Consider the following 17,878-nt stretch of genomic DNA (forward strand, 5'->3'; position numbering starts at 1 on the left):
CGATCTCCTTATTTACTCTGCTTTTCCGCCTGGGCCTGCACCGCGGTGATGGCCACCGTATTCACGATGTCCTCCACCACGCAGCCGCGCGAGAGGTCGTTGACCGGCTTGTTGAGGCCCTGCAGCACGGGGCCGATGGCCACCGCGCCCGCGGCCCGCTGGACCGCCTTGTAGGTGTTGTTGCCGGTATTGAGGTCCGGGAAGATAAAGACCGTGGCCTGCCCCGCCACCTTGGAGTTGGGCGCCTTGGTCTTGGCGGTCTCCGGGTCGATGGCCGCGTCGTACTGCAACGGCCCTTCCAGGAGCAGGTCCGGGGCCCGCTCCTTGGCGATGGCCGTGGCCTCCACCACCTTCTGCACGTCCGTGCCGGAGCCGGACTCGCCGGTGGAATAGGAGAGCATGGCCACGCGCGGCTCGATGCCGAATATCTCCGCCGTCTGGGCGGAGTTGATGGCGATCTCGGCCAGCTGCTGGGCGTTGGGGTTGGGGTTCACGGCGCAGTCGCCGAAGACCAGCACACGGTCGCGCAGGCACATGAAGAAGGCCGAGGAGACGATGGAGAAGCCCGGCTTGGTCTTCACGAACTCGAAGGCGGGACGGATGGTCTGGGCGGTGGTGGTCACCGAGCCCGAGACCATGCCGTCCGCGTCACCCAGGTGCACCATCATGGTGCCGAAGTAGGTGGGGTCGAGCATGCGGTCGGCCGCGTCCTCCAGGCGCACGCCCTTGTGCTGGCGGGCCTGGAAGTAGGTCTCGGCGTACTCCTCCTGCCGCTCGAAGGTGGATGGGTCCACAATGCGGGCGCCTGAGATATCCAGGCCGAACTGGGAGGCCTTGGAGTGCACCTCCTCCTCGCCGCCGACCAGGATGATGTCGGCCACCTTGCGGCGCAGCAGGATGTCCGTGGCCCGCAGCACCCGCTCGCTGGTGCCCTCGGGCAGCACGATGCGCTGGGGATCGGCCGCGGCCCGCTGCACCAGTCCGTACTCGAACATCTTCGGCGTCACCCGGCTGGAGCGCTCGGCCAGGATGCGGTCGGACAGCTCGCCCACGTCCACGTTGGACTCGAAGACGCCCAGGGCGGTGGCGATCTTCTTGGGATCGTCCGCCCCGATGCGTCCGTACAGCTCGTTGAGCTTCTGAGTGGTGAGGTGGGTGTGTTCCTTGACCGACACGATGGGCACCGGCACGCCGGTCCAGCCTTCGATGAGCTTGTGCACCGCTGGCGGAGGCTGCAGCCCGCCGGTGAGCACCATGCCGGAGATGTCCGGGTACTGGGAGGAGAGCCTGGAGGCCAGGGAGGCCAGGATGATGTCCGAGCGGTCCCCGGGGGTGATGATCAGCGCGCCCTGGTCGATGTACTCCAGGAAGTTGCCGATCTGCATGGCCGCGATGAGGTACTCCTCGATGAGGGTCTCCATCTGGCCGTGCCCGTAGATCACCTGCCCCTTCAGCCACTTGGCCACGTCCTTCATGGTGGGGTTGCCCAGCGTCTCCACCTCGGGAATGGCGTAGGCCAAAAGCGGCTCCTTGCAGCGCACCTTGCACTGCAGGCTCTTGGCCAGGGCCTGGCAGTCGTCGCAGGCAAGCCGGTTGACGATGGCCGCCAGGATGTCGACCCCGGCTTCCTCCAGGGTCTCGATGGTGCCCTGGGCCAGGGACATGACCTCTTCCGCCGTCTTGCCGCGGCCGTTGGCCACGAAGAGCACGGGCGCGCCGAGGTTGGCGGCCATCTCCGCGTTGAGCTCGAACTCGAAGGCCGGGTCCTTGCCCAGGAAGTCGGTGCCTTCGCAGAGCACGAAGTCGTACTCCTGCTCCAGCTCCTTGAACTTGCCGAGCACGGTCTCCAGGAGCACGTCGCGGCGGCCGGTGTTGATCAGCTCCCGCGCTTCGCGCAGGTGCATGGCATAGGCCTGCTCGTACTCCTGATCCAGGTTGAAGGCCTTGCGGATCAGCTCGATGTCGTGGTCCCGGCCTTCCTCCTCGGCGGCTCCGGCGGTGATGACCGGCCGGAAAATGGCCGGCCGACCCACCTTGCGCAGGATCTCCTGCATGACTCCGAGGACGATGGCCGATTTGCCGCTGCGGCTTTCGGTGGCGGTTATGTAGAGGCTGCGGGACATTGACTCCCCTCGGCTGGTGTTGCGGTTACTTCAGGCCCTCGGCGTAGACCTCGACGACGTGGCGCACCGGGGTATTCTCCCCCTTCTGGGAGAGCATGTCGGAGATCTGCATCATGCAGGCCGGACAGGAGGTGGCCGCCAACTCGGCGCCGCTTTTGCCGACGTTCTCGGCCTTGCGCTGGCCGATGGTGCGGGACAGGTCGTAGTGCTCCAGGGAGAAGGAGCCGCCGCAGCCGCAGCAGGTGGCCGCCTCGGGCATCTCCGTGAACTCCACGCCGCGGCTCGCCTTGAGCACGTTGCGGGGCTGGGCGGTGACCTTCAGCGAGTTCCGCAGGTGGCAGGGGTCGTGGTAGGTGACCTTCTTGCCGCCGTGGGCCTCGCCCGGCTCCACGCCGAGCACGTCCACCAGGAACTGGGAGATGTCCATGACCTTGCCGCTCATGGCCTTGGCCCGTTCCCGGCGGGTGTCGTCCTCCACCATCATGGGCCACACGTCCTTGAGCGTGGCCGCGCAGGTGGCGCACACAGTGATAATGTAATCGAAGTCTCCCTTTTCGAAAAGGGAGAGGTTGGTTTCCACCATCTTCTCGAAGGACTTCCGCTCGCCCGAGGACAGGGCGGGGATTCCGCAACAGGCCTGTCCGTGGGGCAGGTAGATCCCCACGCCGTGGTGGCGAAGCACCTTGAGGGTCGCCTCGGCCACGCGGGGATAGACCTTGTCCGTGACGCAGCCGGGGAAGAAGGCCACGCGCATCCCGGAGGAGCCCCGGGGCTCGTTCAGCTCGCCCTGCGTCTTGTGGAAGGGCTTGTCCGCCAGGTTGGGATAGTGGCGGTCCCCCAGGGGCGAGGCGAAGCGGGCGCAGGACGTGCCCATGACCTCGCTGGCCTTCTTGGAGAATACGCCCTGGAAGCGCGAGCCCAGCCCGACGATCTTGTCGAACAGCTGGGGCCGGGTCATGAGTTGCTGGAAGATGACCTTCTTGGCGGGGGGCAGCCCCATGTACCCGGTGAGAATGGCCCGGGCCTTGAGGAAGATGTCCACCACCTTCACCCCTGAGGGGCAAGCCGCCTGGCAGGAACCGCACAGCAGGCAGCGGTCCAGGCGCTCCTTGACCCCCTTGGGATCCTTGATCATCTCGTGGGCCAGCCCGTCCAGCAGGGCCAGCTTGCCCCGGGCCACGTCGGCCTCCCGCCCGGTCTGGGCGAAGACCGGGCACTGCGCCTGGCACATGCCGCAGCGCATGCAGCCGACGAGTTCGTCGTCCAGCTCGCCAAGCAGTTTGATGAGTTCCTGAATCTCGGCCATGTCCCCTCCTAGGTCCCGATGATCTTGCCGGGATTGAGGATGTTGTTGGGGTCGAGGGCGGCCTTCATCTTACGGCAGTAGGCGATGGTGGCCGGAGAGGTCTCCTTCTCCATCCACTGCGACTTGGCGATGCCGATGCCGTGCTCGCCGGAGAGGGTGCCGCCCATGCCCAGGGCTTCCTCGAAGATGGCGTTGACGGCCTCTTCCACGCGGTGCCACTCGTCCTTGTCGCGCTTGTCGGTCATGATGGTGGGGTGGAGGTTGCCGTCGCCCGCGTGGCCGAAGGTGCCGATGGTCAGCTTGTACTCGTCGGCGATGCGGCCCAGGGCGGTCATCATGTCCGGCATCTTGGAGCGGGGGACGGTGGCGTCCTCAAGCACGCAGGTGGGCCGGAAGTTGGCCAGGGCGGGCAGCGCGTCGCGCCGGGCCTGCCAGAGCTGGCCCTTGTGCTCGGCGTCGCGGGCGATCTCAATGGAACGCACGCCCTCTTCCTTGCAGATTTTCTCGATCTTCTCGGCGTCCTCCTTGACCTGCACGGGGTGGCCGTCCACCTCGATGAGCAGCAGGGCGGCCGCGTCGGTGGGCAGCCCGGCGCCGCGGAAGCCCTCCACGGTGCGGATGGTCACGTTGTCCATGAACTCCAGGGTGCAGGGCACGATCTTATTGCGGATGATGGAGGCCACGGTGCGGGAGGCGTCCTGCACATCGTCGAACACGGCCATCATGGCCTGGGAGGCCTGCGGCGGCGGGACGAGCTTGAAGATGAGCTTGTTGAAAACGCCCAGGGTGCCCTCGGAGGCGGACATCAGGCCGGGCAGGTTGTACCCGGTGACGCACTTCACGGTGCGGGAGCCGGAAGTGACCTGCTCGCCGTCCACGTCGAAGAAGTCGATGCCCATGAGGTAGTCCTTGGTCACGCCGTACTTCAGGCCCCGCAGGCCACCGGCGTTTTCGGCCACGTTGCCGCCCAGGGTGGACACGGCCTGGGAGCCGGGGTCCGGGGGATAGAAGAGGCCGCGGGAGGCCACTTCGGCGGCGAACTTGGCTGTCACCACGCCCGGCTGGCAGACGGCGTAGAGGTCTTCCTCGTTGATCTCCAGCACCTGGTTCAGGGCGCCGGTGAGAATGACCACGCCGCCCTGCTCGGGAATGGTGCCTCCGGAGAGGTTGGTTCCGGCGCCGCGCACCGTCAGGGGCAGGCCCTTCTGGTTGCAGGCGCGGGTCACGCGGGCGAGCTGGTCCTCGGTGGTGGGGCGCACGGCCAGGGCCGGGGCCTTGGAGGGCAGCACCGCCGAATCGTAGGAATAGGCGTGCAGATCGGCCTCGTGGGTCATGACGTTGTCCGCCCCGACGATGGCCTCGAAATCCTTGGCGAGGGTGGTGGCGTCGGCCATGGAGAATCTCCTTATTTGAAAGCGGCGGCCCCCGGTGCGGGAGCCGCCGCGTTGACGTTTCGTTCGTTTAGAACAGGTTCGGCATGAACACGTAGCTCATCAGCGTGACCATCAGGCCCACGACCAGTCCGTAGAGCAGGAAGGGCCAGAAGGTCTTACGGATGATGGCGCCTTCCTGGCCGGACAGGCCGACCACGGCGCAGACCGCCACGATGTTGTGGATGCAGATCATGTTGCCGAAGGCGCCGCCAACGGCCTGGGCCGCGACGATGACCTGGTGCGGCAGGTCAAGCTGGCTGGCCATGCCCCACTGGAACTCGGCGAACAGCAGGTCGGAGACCGTGTTGGAGCCGGTGATGAAGGACCCCAGGCCGCCGACGAAGCCGGCGAAGATGGGCCACGCCTGGCCGGCGATGGAGGCCACGAAGTCGGCCATGGCCAGCGGCATGGAGGGGTAGCTGTTGGGGTTGAGGGCCGCGTCGCCGATGCCGGAGCCCCGGAAGATGGAGACCAGGGCCACCGCGAAGAACAGCGCGATGGTGGGGTTCTTCATCTTCTTGAAGGAGTCGCTCCAGGCGCGGGAGACGTTGCCGCCCTTCATGCCGTGGATGCCCACGGTGAGCAGGGCCACCAGGATGAAGGGAATGGTGCCCGGCAGGTAGAGGTAGGCGATGGCCGCGTTAACCGACTCGTAGCCCAGGATGTTGTTGAAGGGGATCTTCTGGGCGGCCAGGAAGCCCTTCAGGCCGAGCTCGGGGATGCGGGTGATGACCAGGATGATACCGATGAGGACGTAGGGCATCCAGGCGCGGAACTGGGACATGTGCGCCTCGAACTTGCAGTCCTCCTCGGGGCGGACGGTGCCGACCCAGTCCTCTTCCCACTTGGACTGGGGACCGAAGGACCAGGTGTCCTTGGGCACGGCGATGCCGCGGCGGGCGCCCCAGACCACCACGCCCAGACCGATCAGGCCGCCGATGAGGGACGGGAACTCCGGTCCCACGAACCAGGCGAAGAACAGATAGGGCACGATGAAGGCCACGGCGGCGAAGACGCAGAACTTCCAGGCGCGGAAGCCGGGCATCCAGGAGCGCTCGGGGCCGAAGAAGCGGGAGATGAAGCCCAGCATGAAGATGGGCAGGATGATGATCATGGGCAGGTGCATGATGGTCGACCACTGCCCGATGAGGTGGTTGAAGGCCTCCATGGAGTCGAAGTTGACCCCGGCGCCGCCGGTGGCCACGGCCTGCTCGACAAGGCCGCGCAGGAACTTCAGGCCCAGGATGACGGGCGTGCCCACCGCGCCGAAGGTCACGGGGAAGGAGTTGAAGACCAGGCAGACCACGGCCGCGGCCAGCGGGGGGAAGCCCAGCGCCAGCAGCAGCGGGGCCGCCAGGGCCGCCGGGGTGCCGAAGCCGGCCGCGCCCTCGATGAAGGCCGCGAACAGGTAGCCGATGATGATGGCCTGCACGCGCGGGTCGGCGGAGATGTTCTGGAAACCGCACTGAATGGTTTCCATGCCGCCCGAGTATTTCAGGGTGTGCAGGATGAGAATCGCCCCGAAGACGATGATCAGAATCGATATTGCCGTTACCACGCCTTGCAGTGAAAGCGCCGCCACGTAGCCGGCGGGAAGCTGCCAGATCAGGATGCCGCCCAGGGCGCAGGCCGCCCAGGCGAGCGGCATGGCCTTGGTGGCCGGCCAGCGCATCCCCACCATGAGGACCAGCGCCAGCGCGATGGGGATGAAGGCGATAAGGGCCAACAGTCCGATTGACATTGTCACACGCTCCTTTTCACGTTTGCCGGGTTTCCTTCCGCCCTAGTCGTCATGCTTCCCCGAGCGGCCGTCGTCGCACGGCTCCTCGGTCTCGAAGCGGCCGGCCGCCGCCTCGGGGTTTTCGGGAAGCATGCACACGGGCATTCCCTTCTCCTCGGGGATCTCCCCTTCCCCTTCGTCAATGTGGGCGCGGTAGCGCAGCTCGCTGATGGCCTTGAGCTCATCGAAACGGAGCCGCTGCTTCCACTCCAGCTCACGCCGCAGACGCTTGGCCTCCTCCGGATAGGTCTTCTCCAGCAGGGCGTAGCGGTTCTCGCCCGACAGGAACTGCTGGAGTGTGCCATCCGGGGCCTTGGAGTCCACGCGCAGCGGGTTCTCCCCCTTCTCCGCCAGCCGCGGATCGTACCGGAACAGCGGCCAGTAGCCGGAGTCCACGGCCAACTTCTGCTCATACTGGGTCTTGCCCATGCCCTTGCGGATGCCCTGGTTGATGCAGGGCGCGTAGGCGATGATGAGCGAGGGGCCGTCGTAGCTCTCGGCTTCGGTGAAGGCCTTCATGAGCTGCTGCTTGTCCGCGCCCATGGAGACGGTGGCCACGTAAACGTAGCCGTAGCTCATGGCCATGCGGGCAAGGTCCTTCTTGGCGGTCTTCTTGCCCGAGGCCGCGAACTTGGCGATGGAGCCCAGCGGAGTGGCCTTGGAGGCCTGGCCGCCGGTGTTGGAGTAAACCTCCGTGTCCATCACAAAGATGTTGATGTTTTCGCCGGAGGCGATGACGTGGTCCAGGCCGCCGAACCCGATGTCATAGGCCCAGCCGTCGCCGCCGAAGATCCAGAAGCTCTTCTTGGAGAGCAGGTCGGCGTTCTCGCGGATGTCGGCCAGACGGCCGTTGCCGCCAGCGGTGCCCAGGACGGCCTTGACGCGGTCGCCCCACTGGCGGGAGCCCTCGGGGTCGTCCTTGTGCTCCAGCCACTGCTCAAGGGCTTCCTTGAACTCGCCCTCGGCCTCGGGAATGGCCTCCTTCACGCTGTCCACCAGCTTCAAGCGGCGCTGGTGCACGGCCATGTTCATGCCGTAGCCGAACTCGGCCGTGTCCTCGAACAGGGAGTTGCCCCAGGTGGGTCCGAACCCGTCGGAGTTGACGCAGTACGGGGTGGAGGGAGCGGAGGCGCCCCAGATGGAGGAACAGCCCGTGGCGTTGGCGATGTACATGCGCTCGCCCACCAGCTGGGTCAGCACCCGCACGTAAGGGGTCTCGCCGCAGCCCGCGCAGGCCCCGGAGAACTCCATGAGCGGGGTGTAGAACTGGCTGCCCTTCACGGAGTCCCGCTTCATGATGCCTTCCTTGAAGGGGATCTTGGCGGCGAAGTCGTAGTTGGCCTGCTGGGGACGCTCCTCGTCCAGGGGCTTCATGACCAGGGCCTTTTCCTTGGCCGGGCAGATGTCGGCGCAGTTGCCGCAGCCCATGCAGTCGAGCACGTCGACCTGCATGCGGTACTTCATGCCCTTCAGGGCCTTGCCCTTGGCCTCGAGGGTCTCGAAGCCCTCGGGCGCGCCGGCCATCTCCTCCTCGGTGGCCAGCACCGGCAGCAGGGCCGAGTGCGGGCAGACGAAGGAGCACTGGTTGCACTGGATGCAGTTTTCCTTGATCCACCGCGGCACCTGGATGGCCACGCCGCGCTTCTCGTACTGGGAGGTGGCGATGGGGAAGATGCCGTCCGGGCTGAAGGCGGACACGGGCAGTTTGTCGCCCTGCTGGGCCAGCATGGGCCGCATGACGTGCTTGACGAAATCGGGCTCGTCGAGTTCGGGCTTGGCCTCGTCCGTGGCCTCGGCCCAGGAGGCGGGGTAGTCGATCTTCTTCAGGCCGTCCACGGCGCGGTCCACGGCGTCGATGTTCATCTGGACGATCTTCTCGCCCTTCTTGCCGTAGGCCTTCTTGATGGACTCCTTGAGGTAGGCCACGGCGTCATCGAAGGGGATGACCTCGGCCAGCTTGAAGAAGGCGGTCTGCATGATCATGTTGATGCGGCCGCCCAGGCCCACCTCGGAGGCGATCTTCACCGCGTCCACGGCGTACAGGTCCAGCTTCTTGGAGGCGATCTCCCGCTTCAGGGAGGCGGGCAGGCGTTTGTCCATCTCCTCGGCGTCCCAGGAGCAGTTCAGCAGGAAGGTGCCGCCCTCCTTGATGCCCTCGAGCAGCTGGTACTGGTTGACGTAGGCCGGGTTGTGGCAGGCCACGAAGCCGGGCTTGTCCACCAGGTAGGTGGACTGGATGGGCTCGGGGCCGAAGCGCAGGTGGGAAACGGTCAGGCCGCCGGACTTCTTGGAGTCGTAGGCGAAGTAGCCCTGGCCGTAGAGGTCGGTGTTGTCGCCGATGATCTTGATGGCCTGCTTGTTGGCGCCCACCGTGCCGTCGGAACCCAGGCCCCAGAACTTGCACTGCACCGTGCCCTCGGGGGTGGTGTCCACGTAGTCCTCGACCTCGATGGAAGTGTGGGTGACGTCGTCCTCGATGCCGACCACGTAGTGGGTCTTGGGCTTGGCCTTGGCGGCGTTGTCGTAGACCGCCTTGACCATGGCCGGATTGAACTCCTTGGAACCCAGGCCGTAGCGGCCGGCCAGCACGCGGGGCTTGTGGTCGCCCTCGTGCTCGGCGAAGGCGGTCTGCACGTCCAGGTACAGCGGGTCGCCCGGGCCGCCGGGCTCCTTGGTGCGGTCCAGCACGGTGACGGTGGAGGCGGTGTGGGGGATGGCCTCCACCAGGGCGGACGTCTCGAAGGGACGGTACAGGCGGACCTTGACCAGGCCCAGCTTGTTGCCCCGGGCGTTCTCGTGGTTGACCACCTCCTCGATGGTCTCGGTGCCGGAGCCCATGGCCACGACCACGTGCTCGGCCTCGGGATGGCCCACGTAGTTGAAGAGGTCGTACTGGCGGCCGGTGAGCTGGCCGACCTTGGCCATGGCGTCGCGCACGTAGCCGGGCACGGCCTTGTAGAAGGTGTTGGCGGCCTCGCGGCCCTGGAAGTAGATGTCCGGGTTCTGGGCGGTGCCGCGGATGTCCGGGTGCTCGGGGTTCATGGCCTGGGCGCGGAAGGCGGCCACCTTGTCGCGGTTCACCAGCTTGGCCATGTCCTCGTAGTCGATCATCTCGACCTTGTTCACCTCGTGGGAGGTGCGGAACCCGTCGAAGAAATGCAGGAAGGGCACGCGGGACTCGATGGCGGCCAAATGGGCCACCAGGGCCATGTCCATGACCTCCTGCACCGAGCCGGAGGCCAGCTGGGCGAAGCCGGTCTGGCGGCAGGCGTAGACGTCGGCATGGTCGCCGAAGATGGACAGGGCGTGCGCGGCGATGGCCCGGGCGGAGACGTGGAACACGCCGGGCAGCAACTCGCCGGAAATCTTGTACATGTTGGGGATCATCAGCAGCAGGCCCTGGGAGGCCGTGAAGGTCGAGGTCAGGCTGCCCGCGGCCAGGGAGCCGTGTACCGCGCCGGCCGCTCCGGCCTCGCTCTGCAGCTGCTTGACGTTGACCGTCTGCCCGAAGACGTTTTTCCGCCCCTGGGCCGCCCACTCATCCGCGATCTCGCCCATGGTGGACGAGGGGGTGATGGGATAGATGGCCGAGCATTCACTCATGGCATACGCCACGTGGGCCGCGGCGGTGTTTCCGTCGATGGTCTGCATCTTCGCCATGGAAGAGGTCCTCCTGAGGGTTTTTCCGCAAAGCTTACCGAAACGGGATGATACTGAAACCGCTCCCCTGTGCGGTTGGCGTCCGGCTTGTTTGCGGTTGCGTTACAAATTCGATGCCGAAACGGGAGGATTAAGATGACTCCCGGCATTCCGTAGTCTTACACATTCTTGGCGCACAGCGTCCACTGCTTTGTCTGAAAAAGCGGACAATCTTCCCCGCTCTCGCATCCGAAAAAACGGACAGCAGCCGTACGAGCTTGTCCGGAAATCAGGACGCGGAATGGAGGTCGTGCTTCTTGAGCAGGGCGTAGAGATGGGAGCGGGACAGGCCGGAAAGCTCAAGCATCCTGGCCACATCTCCGTCTGTTTCCTCCAGGAGGCGCGAGAGGTAGGCTCGTTCCGCCAGTATCTTGTGTTGCTTGAGGCTCGGCAAGCCGCTCTTCAGGGTATCTTCCGGTGGTATGCCGGGGAGGTCGCCGGGCGACCCGGCGGATTCCTCCGCCGTATCTTCTCCGTCTACAGGGTCGAAGCGGGCCTTGGCCGCCTTGATGCGCAGGTCGGGGGGCAGGTGCATGGCGTACAGGGTGCGCTCGCGGCCGGAGGCCACCACCGCCCGCTCCAGTACGTTGAACAGCTCGCGCACATTGCCGGGCCAGTCGTGGGCGGTCAGCACCTCGAAGAAGTCCGCGGAGAAGCCCTTGGCGGGCAGGCCGTGCTCCCCGCACAGCTCGTCCACCCGCTCCACGGCCAGGGTCTTGAGGTCCTCGCCACGCTCCCGCAGGGGCGGCAGGCGCAGGTGGACCGTTTTCAGCCGAAAGAGCAGGTCGGAACGGAAGGCCCCCTCCTCCACCATCAACTCCAGGTCCCGGTTGGTGGCCGAAATGAGGCGGAAGTCCGAGGCCTCCTCCTTGGTGGCCCCCACCGGCCGGTACCGCTTTTCCTGCAGCACGCGCAAAAGCGATTTCTGCACACCTCCGGGCAGTTCGCCCACCTCGTCCAGAAAGAGGGTGCCCCCGTGGGCCACGGCCACCAAGCCCTTGCGGTCCTCGGTGGCGCCGGTGAAGGAGCCCTTGCGGTGGCCGAAAAGGGTGGACTCCACCAGAGTGTCGGTCAGGGAGGCGCAGTCCACCACCACGAAGGGCTTGGCCGCCCTGGCGGAGTTGGTGTGGATGGTGCGGGCGAAAAGCTCCTTGCCGGAGCCGGTCTCGCCGGTGACGAGCACGGCCGCGTCCGAAGCCGAGGCCGTGGCCACCTGGTCGAAGCAGGCCCGCATGGCCGGGGAGGAGCCCTTGATGCGGCCCAGTTCCAGGGCGCGGCGTCCGCCGCTGCGCCGCTTTTCCTCGCGGTAGCGCGCCGCCCGGTCCAGGGAAAGGGATATCTGTTTGATGGAGGCGGGCTTGACCAGATAGTCCCAGACCCCGCCCTGGATGGCCAGCTCCGCGCCGTCCGGGTCGCCCCGGCCGGTGAGGATGATGACCTCAGGCGGGTCGTCCAGCCCCTTGATGTCGGACATGAGGTCCAGGCCGTTGCCGTCGGGCAGACGCAGGTCCAGAAGGACCACGTCGAACCCGCCGCCGTCCAGTTTGGCGCGCGCCTCGGACAAATCGGCCGCCTGGCCGCATTCGAAGCCCCGGCGGCGGCCCAGGCTGCACATGGTGTCGCGGACCTCGGGCTCATCATCCACGATCAGGATGCGGGCCATGCGCCCTCCCCGCCGCTTCCGGCTTCAGGGGAGTCCCCCCGCCCTCGCGCCCGCCGTCGCCCAGGGCGCGGCAGACCGCCTCGGCCAGCTCCTGCCCGGTGAAGGGCTTGGCCAGCACTTTGACCACGTTGTCCACCCCCTCGGCCGCCTCGAATGCCTGGGCCCGGCCAGAGATCAGCAGCACGGGCAGCCCCGGCCAGCGGCGGCCGATGTCGCCGGCCAGCTGCACGCCGCTCTTGCCGGGCATGTCGAAGTCGGTGATGACCAGATCGAAACTCCGCTCCTCCAGCCGCCGCAGGGCCTCGTCCGCGCCCTCGGCGGGCACGGCCTCGAAGCCCAGCCCCCGCAGCACGCGCGGGTGGTGGCCAGCTGGTCCTGGTCGTCCTCCACGAAAAGCAGGCTGGCCCCGGACGCGCCCGTGGCCCGGGGCGATTCCACGGCCTCGCCCTCGGCGGCGGGCACGGCCGGGAGTATGATCTCGAAGACCGCGCCGTCGCCGGGTCCGCCCGCCAGCCGCACCGCCCCGCCATGGTTCTTGACCACGCCCAGCACCACGGACAGCCCCAGGCCGGTGCCCTCGTGCTTCCCCTTGGTGGTGAAGAAGGGGTCGAATATCTTGTCCGCGATGGCCGGGTCGATGCCCGGGCCGGTGTCGGCCACGGTGAGTTTGAGCGCGGGACCCGCGCGCATGCGCAGAAGCCCGGCCTCCTCGCAGTCCGGCTCCATGCGGGAAAGGGAAACGGTCAGCCGCCCGCCGGTCTCCCGCATGGCCTGGAAGGCGTTGGTGCAGAGATTCATGAGCACCTGGTAGATCTGGGTGGGGTCCACCATGACCCGTCCGGCTTCCTCGGCCTCCGGGTCCACCTGGGCGCTGACCTCGATGTTGCGCGGCAGGGAGGGGGTGAGCAGCCCGGCGGTCTCGCGCACCAGTTCGGCCAGATTGGTGGGCCGAAAGCCCTCCTGCGAGGGCCGGGAGAAGGCCATGATCTGCTCCACAAGCCGCTTGCCGCGCTGGGCCGCCTTGAGCACGCGGCCAAGGTCGCGGCCCGCTTCGCTCTCCTCGTCCACATCCATCATGGCCAGCTCGGTGGAGTTGACGATGGAGGTCAGGATATTGTTAAAATCGTGCGCCACGCCGCCGGCCAGGGCGCCGATGGCCTCCATCTTCTGCGACTGCAGCAGCTGCCGCTCCAGGTTGATCTCGCGGGTGACGTTCTCCGCCGTGGACAGGGTGCCCACTGCCTTGCCCTGGGCGTCGTACAGCGGAACCTTGTTGACCTCCAGCCAGACCGTTTCGCCTCCCTCCTCCTGGCGCGGGTCGCGCAGGGAGACGCGGGCGCGCAGCTTGGACTTCTGGGTGCGCAGCACCTCGCGATCCATGGCCGCGGCCCATTCAGTGAAGCGGCCCGACTTCATGAACTGCTCGTCGGAGCGGCGGATGACGTCGGCCGGGTCTGACAGCCCGAAGAACTCGGTGAAGGTGCGATTGGCCCCCAGGTAGCGCTGGTCGGCGTCCTTCCAGCACACCAGCTGGGGGATGGTGTCCATGAGGATCTCAAGAAAGGAGAGCTGCCCCTTGAGCCGCTCCTCGATGCGCCGGCGGCGCAGGATGTTCATGATGAGCAGCGCGGACAGGGCGGTGAGCAGGATGAAGGCCACCAGGCCCGTCCAGAAAAGCTCCTTGGAAATCTCGTAGAAGGCCTTGGGCGCGTTGACGATGGTGGAGCCCTCGGGAAGCTTGGTTTCCGGCACCCGCCAGCGTTGCAGCTCGTTGTAGTCGAAGAGGTATGGGTTGTCCGCCTCGCGCACCACCGGGATGGAGGACGGGGCCTGGCCGCGCAGCAACCGCGCCGCCAGGCCGCCGGTCAGGCGACCGTGGTCCACGCCGGAAATCAGTTTGCCGCCCACGCTGCCGTGGCCCAGCAGGAAGGCCCAGGTGGAGTAGACCGGCCTGCCGGAGACCTCGGCCACCCTGGCCTGCACTTCGCCCGGATCGAAGAAGCGCCCCCCGTGTTCGTCGCTCTCCCGCTGGAAGAAGGGGATGTAGAATACGATGTCACCGGAACCGAGATTGCGAAGGTCCTCAAGCATGGATTCCAGGGAGCCGTGCAGGTACTCGAAATCCAGGCTGCCGCCCAACTGCTCCTCGGCCTGCCGCACCTGGGCGCGGATGGCCCGGCCCGTGACCGAGTCGTCGCCCACCACCACCACGCGGGAGGTGCCGGGGTGCAGCCTGCGGGCCACCCGCAGGGTGGCGGCCACATCGGTGTTCTCCAGCACGCCGGTTGCGGGCAGTCCCTGGATGCGGGCGGGGTCGAAGTCGTTCACTCCGCAGAATACCAGTGGAGCCTCGGGAAAGAGTTGTTCCCGGTGGTCCAGGGCGAAATCGAAGGCGTAGTTGTCCGAGGCCACCACCAGATCGAAGGTTTGGTCGCGGTACTTGGCTTCCAGCCAGCGGAAGAGTTCTCCCTCCGCCTGCTGCCCGTGCCGTTTGGTGTCCAGGTACTCGAGGAACAGGTCGGCGGGCACTCCGCGTTCGGCCAGTTCCAGCCGCAGCCCCTCCACGATGTTGTCCGACCAAGCGTAGCCGTCGTGGTAGGAGTTGAGCACCAGGACGCTGCGCTTGGCGCCGGACGCGGGCGGCGCTTCGGACGCGCTGGCCGGGAAATGGAGGAGGACGGCGGCCAGCAGCAGGACCGCGAGGGTGGTGGCTCGGTGCATGATCGGGTTTTTCTCCGGGGGCGGGACGCGTGGGCCCCGCCCCTGCTCCATACTGCCTCAGCCCTTCCCCGCAAGGGGGTCCCCGGCCAGGACCGAGGCGGGCACCGCGGCGGCCGAGGCCGCGCCGGTGAGGAGCATGGCCTGCACCATCTGGGTGCGGTAGGCCTCCAGTTCCCCGGCCACGGCCTCCCGGCCGCCACCGAACACCGCCGTCACCAGGGGGCGGCCCACCAGCACGCCGTGCGCGCCCAGGGCCAGCAGTTTGAGCGCGTCCGCGCCGGAGCGCACCGCGCCGTCGGCGAATACGGTCATGTCCGAGCCCACCCTGCGGGCGATGCGGGGCAGCACCTCGGCCACGCCGGGAGTGTGGTCCAGCACCCGGCCGCCGTGGTTGGAGACCACGATGCCGGCGCACCCGGCGTCGCGGGCGGCCTCGGCCTCGTCCACGGTCATGATGCCCTTGGCCAAAAAGGGCAGCCCGGTGGAGCGCACCAGTTCCTCCAGCTCGGCCGGAGTCTTGGGGCCCACTGGCTGGCCGAACTTGGCCATGGTGATGAGGCCCGCGCCGTCAACGTCCACGCCCACAGCGGTGGCTCCGGCCTCTTCCGCGCGGTGCAGGCGGGCCTTGATCTCGTCCTGGGAGCGGGGCTTGATGACGGCCACCCCGCCGCCGTGCTCGCGGATGGCCGCCAGCCCGGAGTCGAACATGGCCGGGTCGGCCCCGTCGCCGGTCCAGCCCAGGGACCCGGCGTCCCCGCAGCCGCCGACGATGGCGGAGATGAACTCCTCCTCGCCCATGCCGCCGCCCATGTTGTAGGACACCCCGGTCATGGGGGCGGCCTGGATGGGCGTGGCGAACTCCTTGCCGAAAAAGGAGGCGGAGGTTTCCACCTCGGTCACGCCGTGCAGGGTGCGCATGGCCAGGCGCACTTCGGCCAGCGCCTGGTGGTTGGCGGTGAAGGCGCTGCCGGTCCCGGCCCCGCCCATGCCGGGGACTTCCCCGGAGCAGGCCACGCCGTGGCAGACCTTGCAGACCCTGCAGAACCCTTTCAGCCGCTCGCGGGCGGCATCGCGCGTCGCCTTGTCCATGTCGTCTCTCCTTTGCCTGATTGCAAACAAACTTCGAACCGAAGTCTAAGCATGGATCGGGCCAAGAGGGAATGCCCGCTCCAACATGCCGCCGTTTCATCGTTTCCTTGCGGCGGCCGCATCGCTTTGCCGTAGACTGTCCGATTTTTCGGACAAGGACAACCCCCTTGCCCCGCCCGGCTTTCCGCGTACAATGCCCAAGCAGGGGAAGATATGCAGTTTTTCGGTCACGGCAATCTCGACTGGGGCGCGCTGGCACCGTTGGCCTTCGGCCTGTTGACGGTCATACTGGCCGTTTTGGTGCTCAACCGCTTTGTGCGCGCCCGCCGCAAGCCGCCCCCGGACTTGCGGCTCAACGACCCCGGACGCATCCACCGCCTTTTGCGGGAAACGGCCGACCTCAATGGCCGCTTCGACGTCAGCCTGGAGCGCGCGCCCCAGCGGCTCATGGCCTGCCTGCTCACCGAGGTCACGGACGAGGCCCTGCTGGTCGAGCCTCCGGCCACGGTCAAGCCCACCGAGAGCCTTATCGGCCAGAACGTCGACTGCTACCTCACCGTGGGCAGTGGCGAGGGCATGCTCTTTTACTCCTTTTCCAGCCATATCACCGGCATCCGCAAGGGCAAGCGCCCCGCCCTGCTGCTGGACCCGCCCACGGTCATGCATCCCTATTCCAGACGCTCCGCCCTGCGCAGCGACATCCCCGAGGACGTCACCGCCGAGGCGCGGGTGTGGGACGTGGCCGATTCCCTCAAGCTCGACAAGGCCGCCCCCGAGGCGTGGAACGCCCCCTGCTGGCCTCCACCGGCGATGCGCCGGGACGGCCCGTGCGGCTGGACGACATCTCCAGCATGGGCGTGCGGCTGGGCAACGTCACCTTACAGGCCAACCGTCCCTTCGCCGAGCGCCACCCCGCCCTGGTGCTGCAGCTCTCCCTGACCGACCCCGCCGACCGCGAGCGGATCAACGACTTCTGGCTGGTGGCCGAACCGCGCAACGAGCGCGCCGAGGCCGAGGACGGCGAGACCAGGGGCCAGCTCGGCCTGGCCTTCACCCACTACGCCGAATCCGTCGAGGAGGGCCTAGCCTGGCACAAGCTGGAGCACGGCGACGAGGTGCCCGGTCTGGGCGACACGGTTTTCCGCTATCACGTGCTGGTCCACCGCGCCCGCAAGGGGCTTGACGACGAGGACCAGGCCCAGCGCGAACGGCGGCGCGCCGAGAAGCTGGACTCCGACCTGGACGACATCATCAACCGTTCGGGGCGCAAGGGGTAGCCCCGCCTCTCTCCACGCGGTGGACGCCTTTCCCCTCATTTCCTGCCTCCTGGGACTCGGCCTGGGAGTGCGCGCCGACAAGGCGGCTGCGCGGCTGCGCCCCGACTCCCCCCGGCCCAGCCCGCTCCGCCTGGCGGCGACTGTGCTGACCATGGGCCTGTGGGCCTGGCTGGCCGCCGAACGCTACGGTTTCTCCGCCCACTGGGGCGCGGCCCTCCTCTTCGGTTGGCTGCTGCTGACCGTCTCCTCCGTTGACCTGGCCTGCTTCCGCATCCCCGACGCCCTTTCCCTGCCGGGCGCGGCCCTGGCCCTGCCCGCCGGAGCCTTCCTCTACGGCCTGGGCTGGGATGCCGTCATCGGCGCGCTGGCCGGGGCGGGATTCCTGCTGGCCGCCCAGCAGGGGCACCGTCTGCTGACCGGGGGGCGCGAGGGGTTGGGCGGCGGCGACGTCAAGCTCATGCTGCTCATCGGCGGCCTGCTGGGCTGGCGGCTGCTGCCGCTGGTGCTGCTGTTGGCCTGCGCCGCCGCACTGCCCGCCTCGATCCTCTACCTCGGCCGGCGCCGGGCCGACGGGGATCACCTGGCCGTCCCCTTCGGCCCCTTCCTGGCCCTGGGGGCCGGGGTCTGCCTGCTCTACGGGCCCGCGCTGTGGCGGGCCTGGCTTCGCGGCGGCAACGGCTTCTCCCCCTGACCCTCCCTCCCCGCGAGGCCGCCGCATTCCTGGCGAGCATCGACGCACAACGAGCGATGTGCTAGCTTTTTGGATACATCCCTCCCAAGGAGCCGC

At 67.5% G+C, this 17,878-nt stretch carries 11 protein-coding genes and 1 pseudogene; 3 read left to right on the top strand and 9 right to left on the bottom strand.

The features are described from left to right. Positions 1-8: 8 nt before the first annotated feature. The 9 genes and pseudogenes from pta to N911_RS0106955 form a co-directional block, all read right to left on the bottom strand. The gene (pta, locus tag N911_RS0106915; protein ID WP_029895636.1) at positions 9-2,123 is read right to left on the bottom strand and encodes a phosphate acetyltransferase; all 2,115 of its coding nucleotides are present in this window, start codon (positions 2,121-2,123) and stop codon (positions 9-11) included. 25 nt (positions 2,124-2,148) lie between these two features. Next, on the bottom strand, positions 2,149-3,429 hold the full coding sequence (locus N911_RS0106920) for a (Fe-S)-binding protein (RefSeq protein ID WP_029895638.1): 1,281 nt from the start codon (positions 3,427-3,429) through the stop codon (positions 2,149-2,151). 8 nt (positions 3,430-3,437) lie between these two features. Beyond that, positions 3,438-4,823, bottom strand: coding sequence for an FAD-binding oxidoreductase (locus tag N911_RS0106925; protein ID WP_029895640.1), 1,386 nt, complete (start codon positions 4,821-4,823; stop codon positions 3,438-3,440). A gap of 67 nt (positions 4,824-4,890) precedes the next feature. Next, the gene (locus N911_RS0106930) at positions 4,891-6,603 is read right to left on the bottom strand and encodes an L-lactate permease (protein WP_029895642.1); all 1,713 of its coding nucleotides are present in this window, start codon (positions 6,601-6,603) and stop codon (positions 4,891-4,893) included. Between the two features lie 42 nt (positions 6,604-6,645). Beyond that, positions 6,646-10,302 (bottom strand): pyruvate:ferredoxin (flavodoxin) oxidoreductase, encoded by a 3,657-nt coding sequence (nifJ, locus tag N911_RS0106935; RefSeq protein WP_029895644.1) that lies wholly within the window; start codon positions 10,300-10,302, stop codon positions 6,646-6,648. A gap of 268 nt (positions 10,303-10,570) precedes the next feature. Further along, entirely contained in the window at positions 10,571-12,004 is a 1,434-nt protein-coding gene (locus N911_RS0106940; RefSeq protein ID WP_029895646.1) for a sigma-54-dependent transcriptional regulator, read from the bottom strand. After that, the gene (locus N911_RS17935; protein WP_341860293.1) at positions 11,979-12,356 is read right to left on the bottom strand and encodes a response regulator; all 378 of its coding nucleotides are present in this window, start codon (positions 12,354-12,356) and stop codon (positions 11,979-11,981) included. Before N911_RS17935 ends, N911_RS0106940 begins: the two co-directional genes overlap by 26 nt. Before the next feature lie 170 nt (positions 12,357-12,526). Beyond that, positions 12,527-14,776 (bottom strand): annotated as a pseudogene (locus N911_RS19075) (ATP-binding protein); the annotation flags it as partial. 6 nt (positions 14,777-14,782) lie between these two features. Beyond that, on the bottom strand, positions 14,783-15,814 hold the full coding sequence (locus tag N911_RS0106955) for an alpha-hydroxy-acid oxidizing protein (RefSeq protein ID WP_029895648.1): 1,032 nt from the start codon (positions 15,812-15,814) through the stop codon (positions 14,783-14,785). Positions 15,815-16,027: 213 nt separating this feature from the next. Here N911_RS0106955 and N911_RS0106960 point away from each other — a divergent pair, with 213 nt between their 5' ends. From N911_RS0106960 to N911_RS0106970, 3 genes are read left to right on the top strand one after another with little or no spacing between them, the layout of a single operon-like run. Further along, positions 16,028-16,753 (top strand): PilZ domain-containing protein, encoded by a 726-nt coding sequence (locus N911_RS0106960; RefSeq protein ID WP_029895650.1) that lies wholly within the window; start codon positions 16,028-16,030, stop codon positions 16,751-16,753. After that, positions 16,642-17,091: a hypothetical protein gene (locus N911_RS0106965; RefSeq protein WP_138774354.1), complete on the top strand. Its 450-nt coding sequence runs from the start codon at positions 16,642-16,644 to the stop codon at positions 17,089-17,091. Before N911_RS0106960 ends, N911_RS0106965 begins: the two co-directional genes overlap by 112 nt. A gap of 19 nt (positions 17,092-17,110) precedes the next feature. Continuing rightward, entirely contained in the window at positions 17,111-17,782 is a 672-nt protein-coding gene (locus N911_RS0106970) for a prepilin peptidase (RefSeq protein ID WP_051694015.1), read from the top strand. Positions 17,783-17,878: the final 96 nt, after the last annotated feature.

This window comes from Desulfohalovibrio reitneri, from assembly GCF_000711295.1.
In the GTDB taxonomy this organism is placed as follows: domain Bacteria; phylum Desulfobacterota; class Desulfovibrionia; order Desulfovibrionales; family Desulfovibrionaceae; genus Desulfohalovibrio; species Desulfohalovibrio reitneri.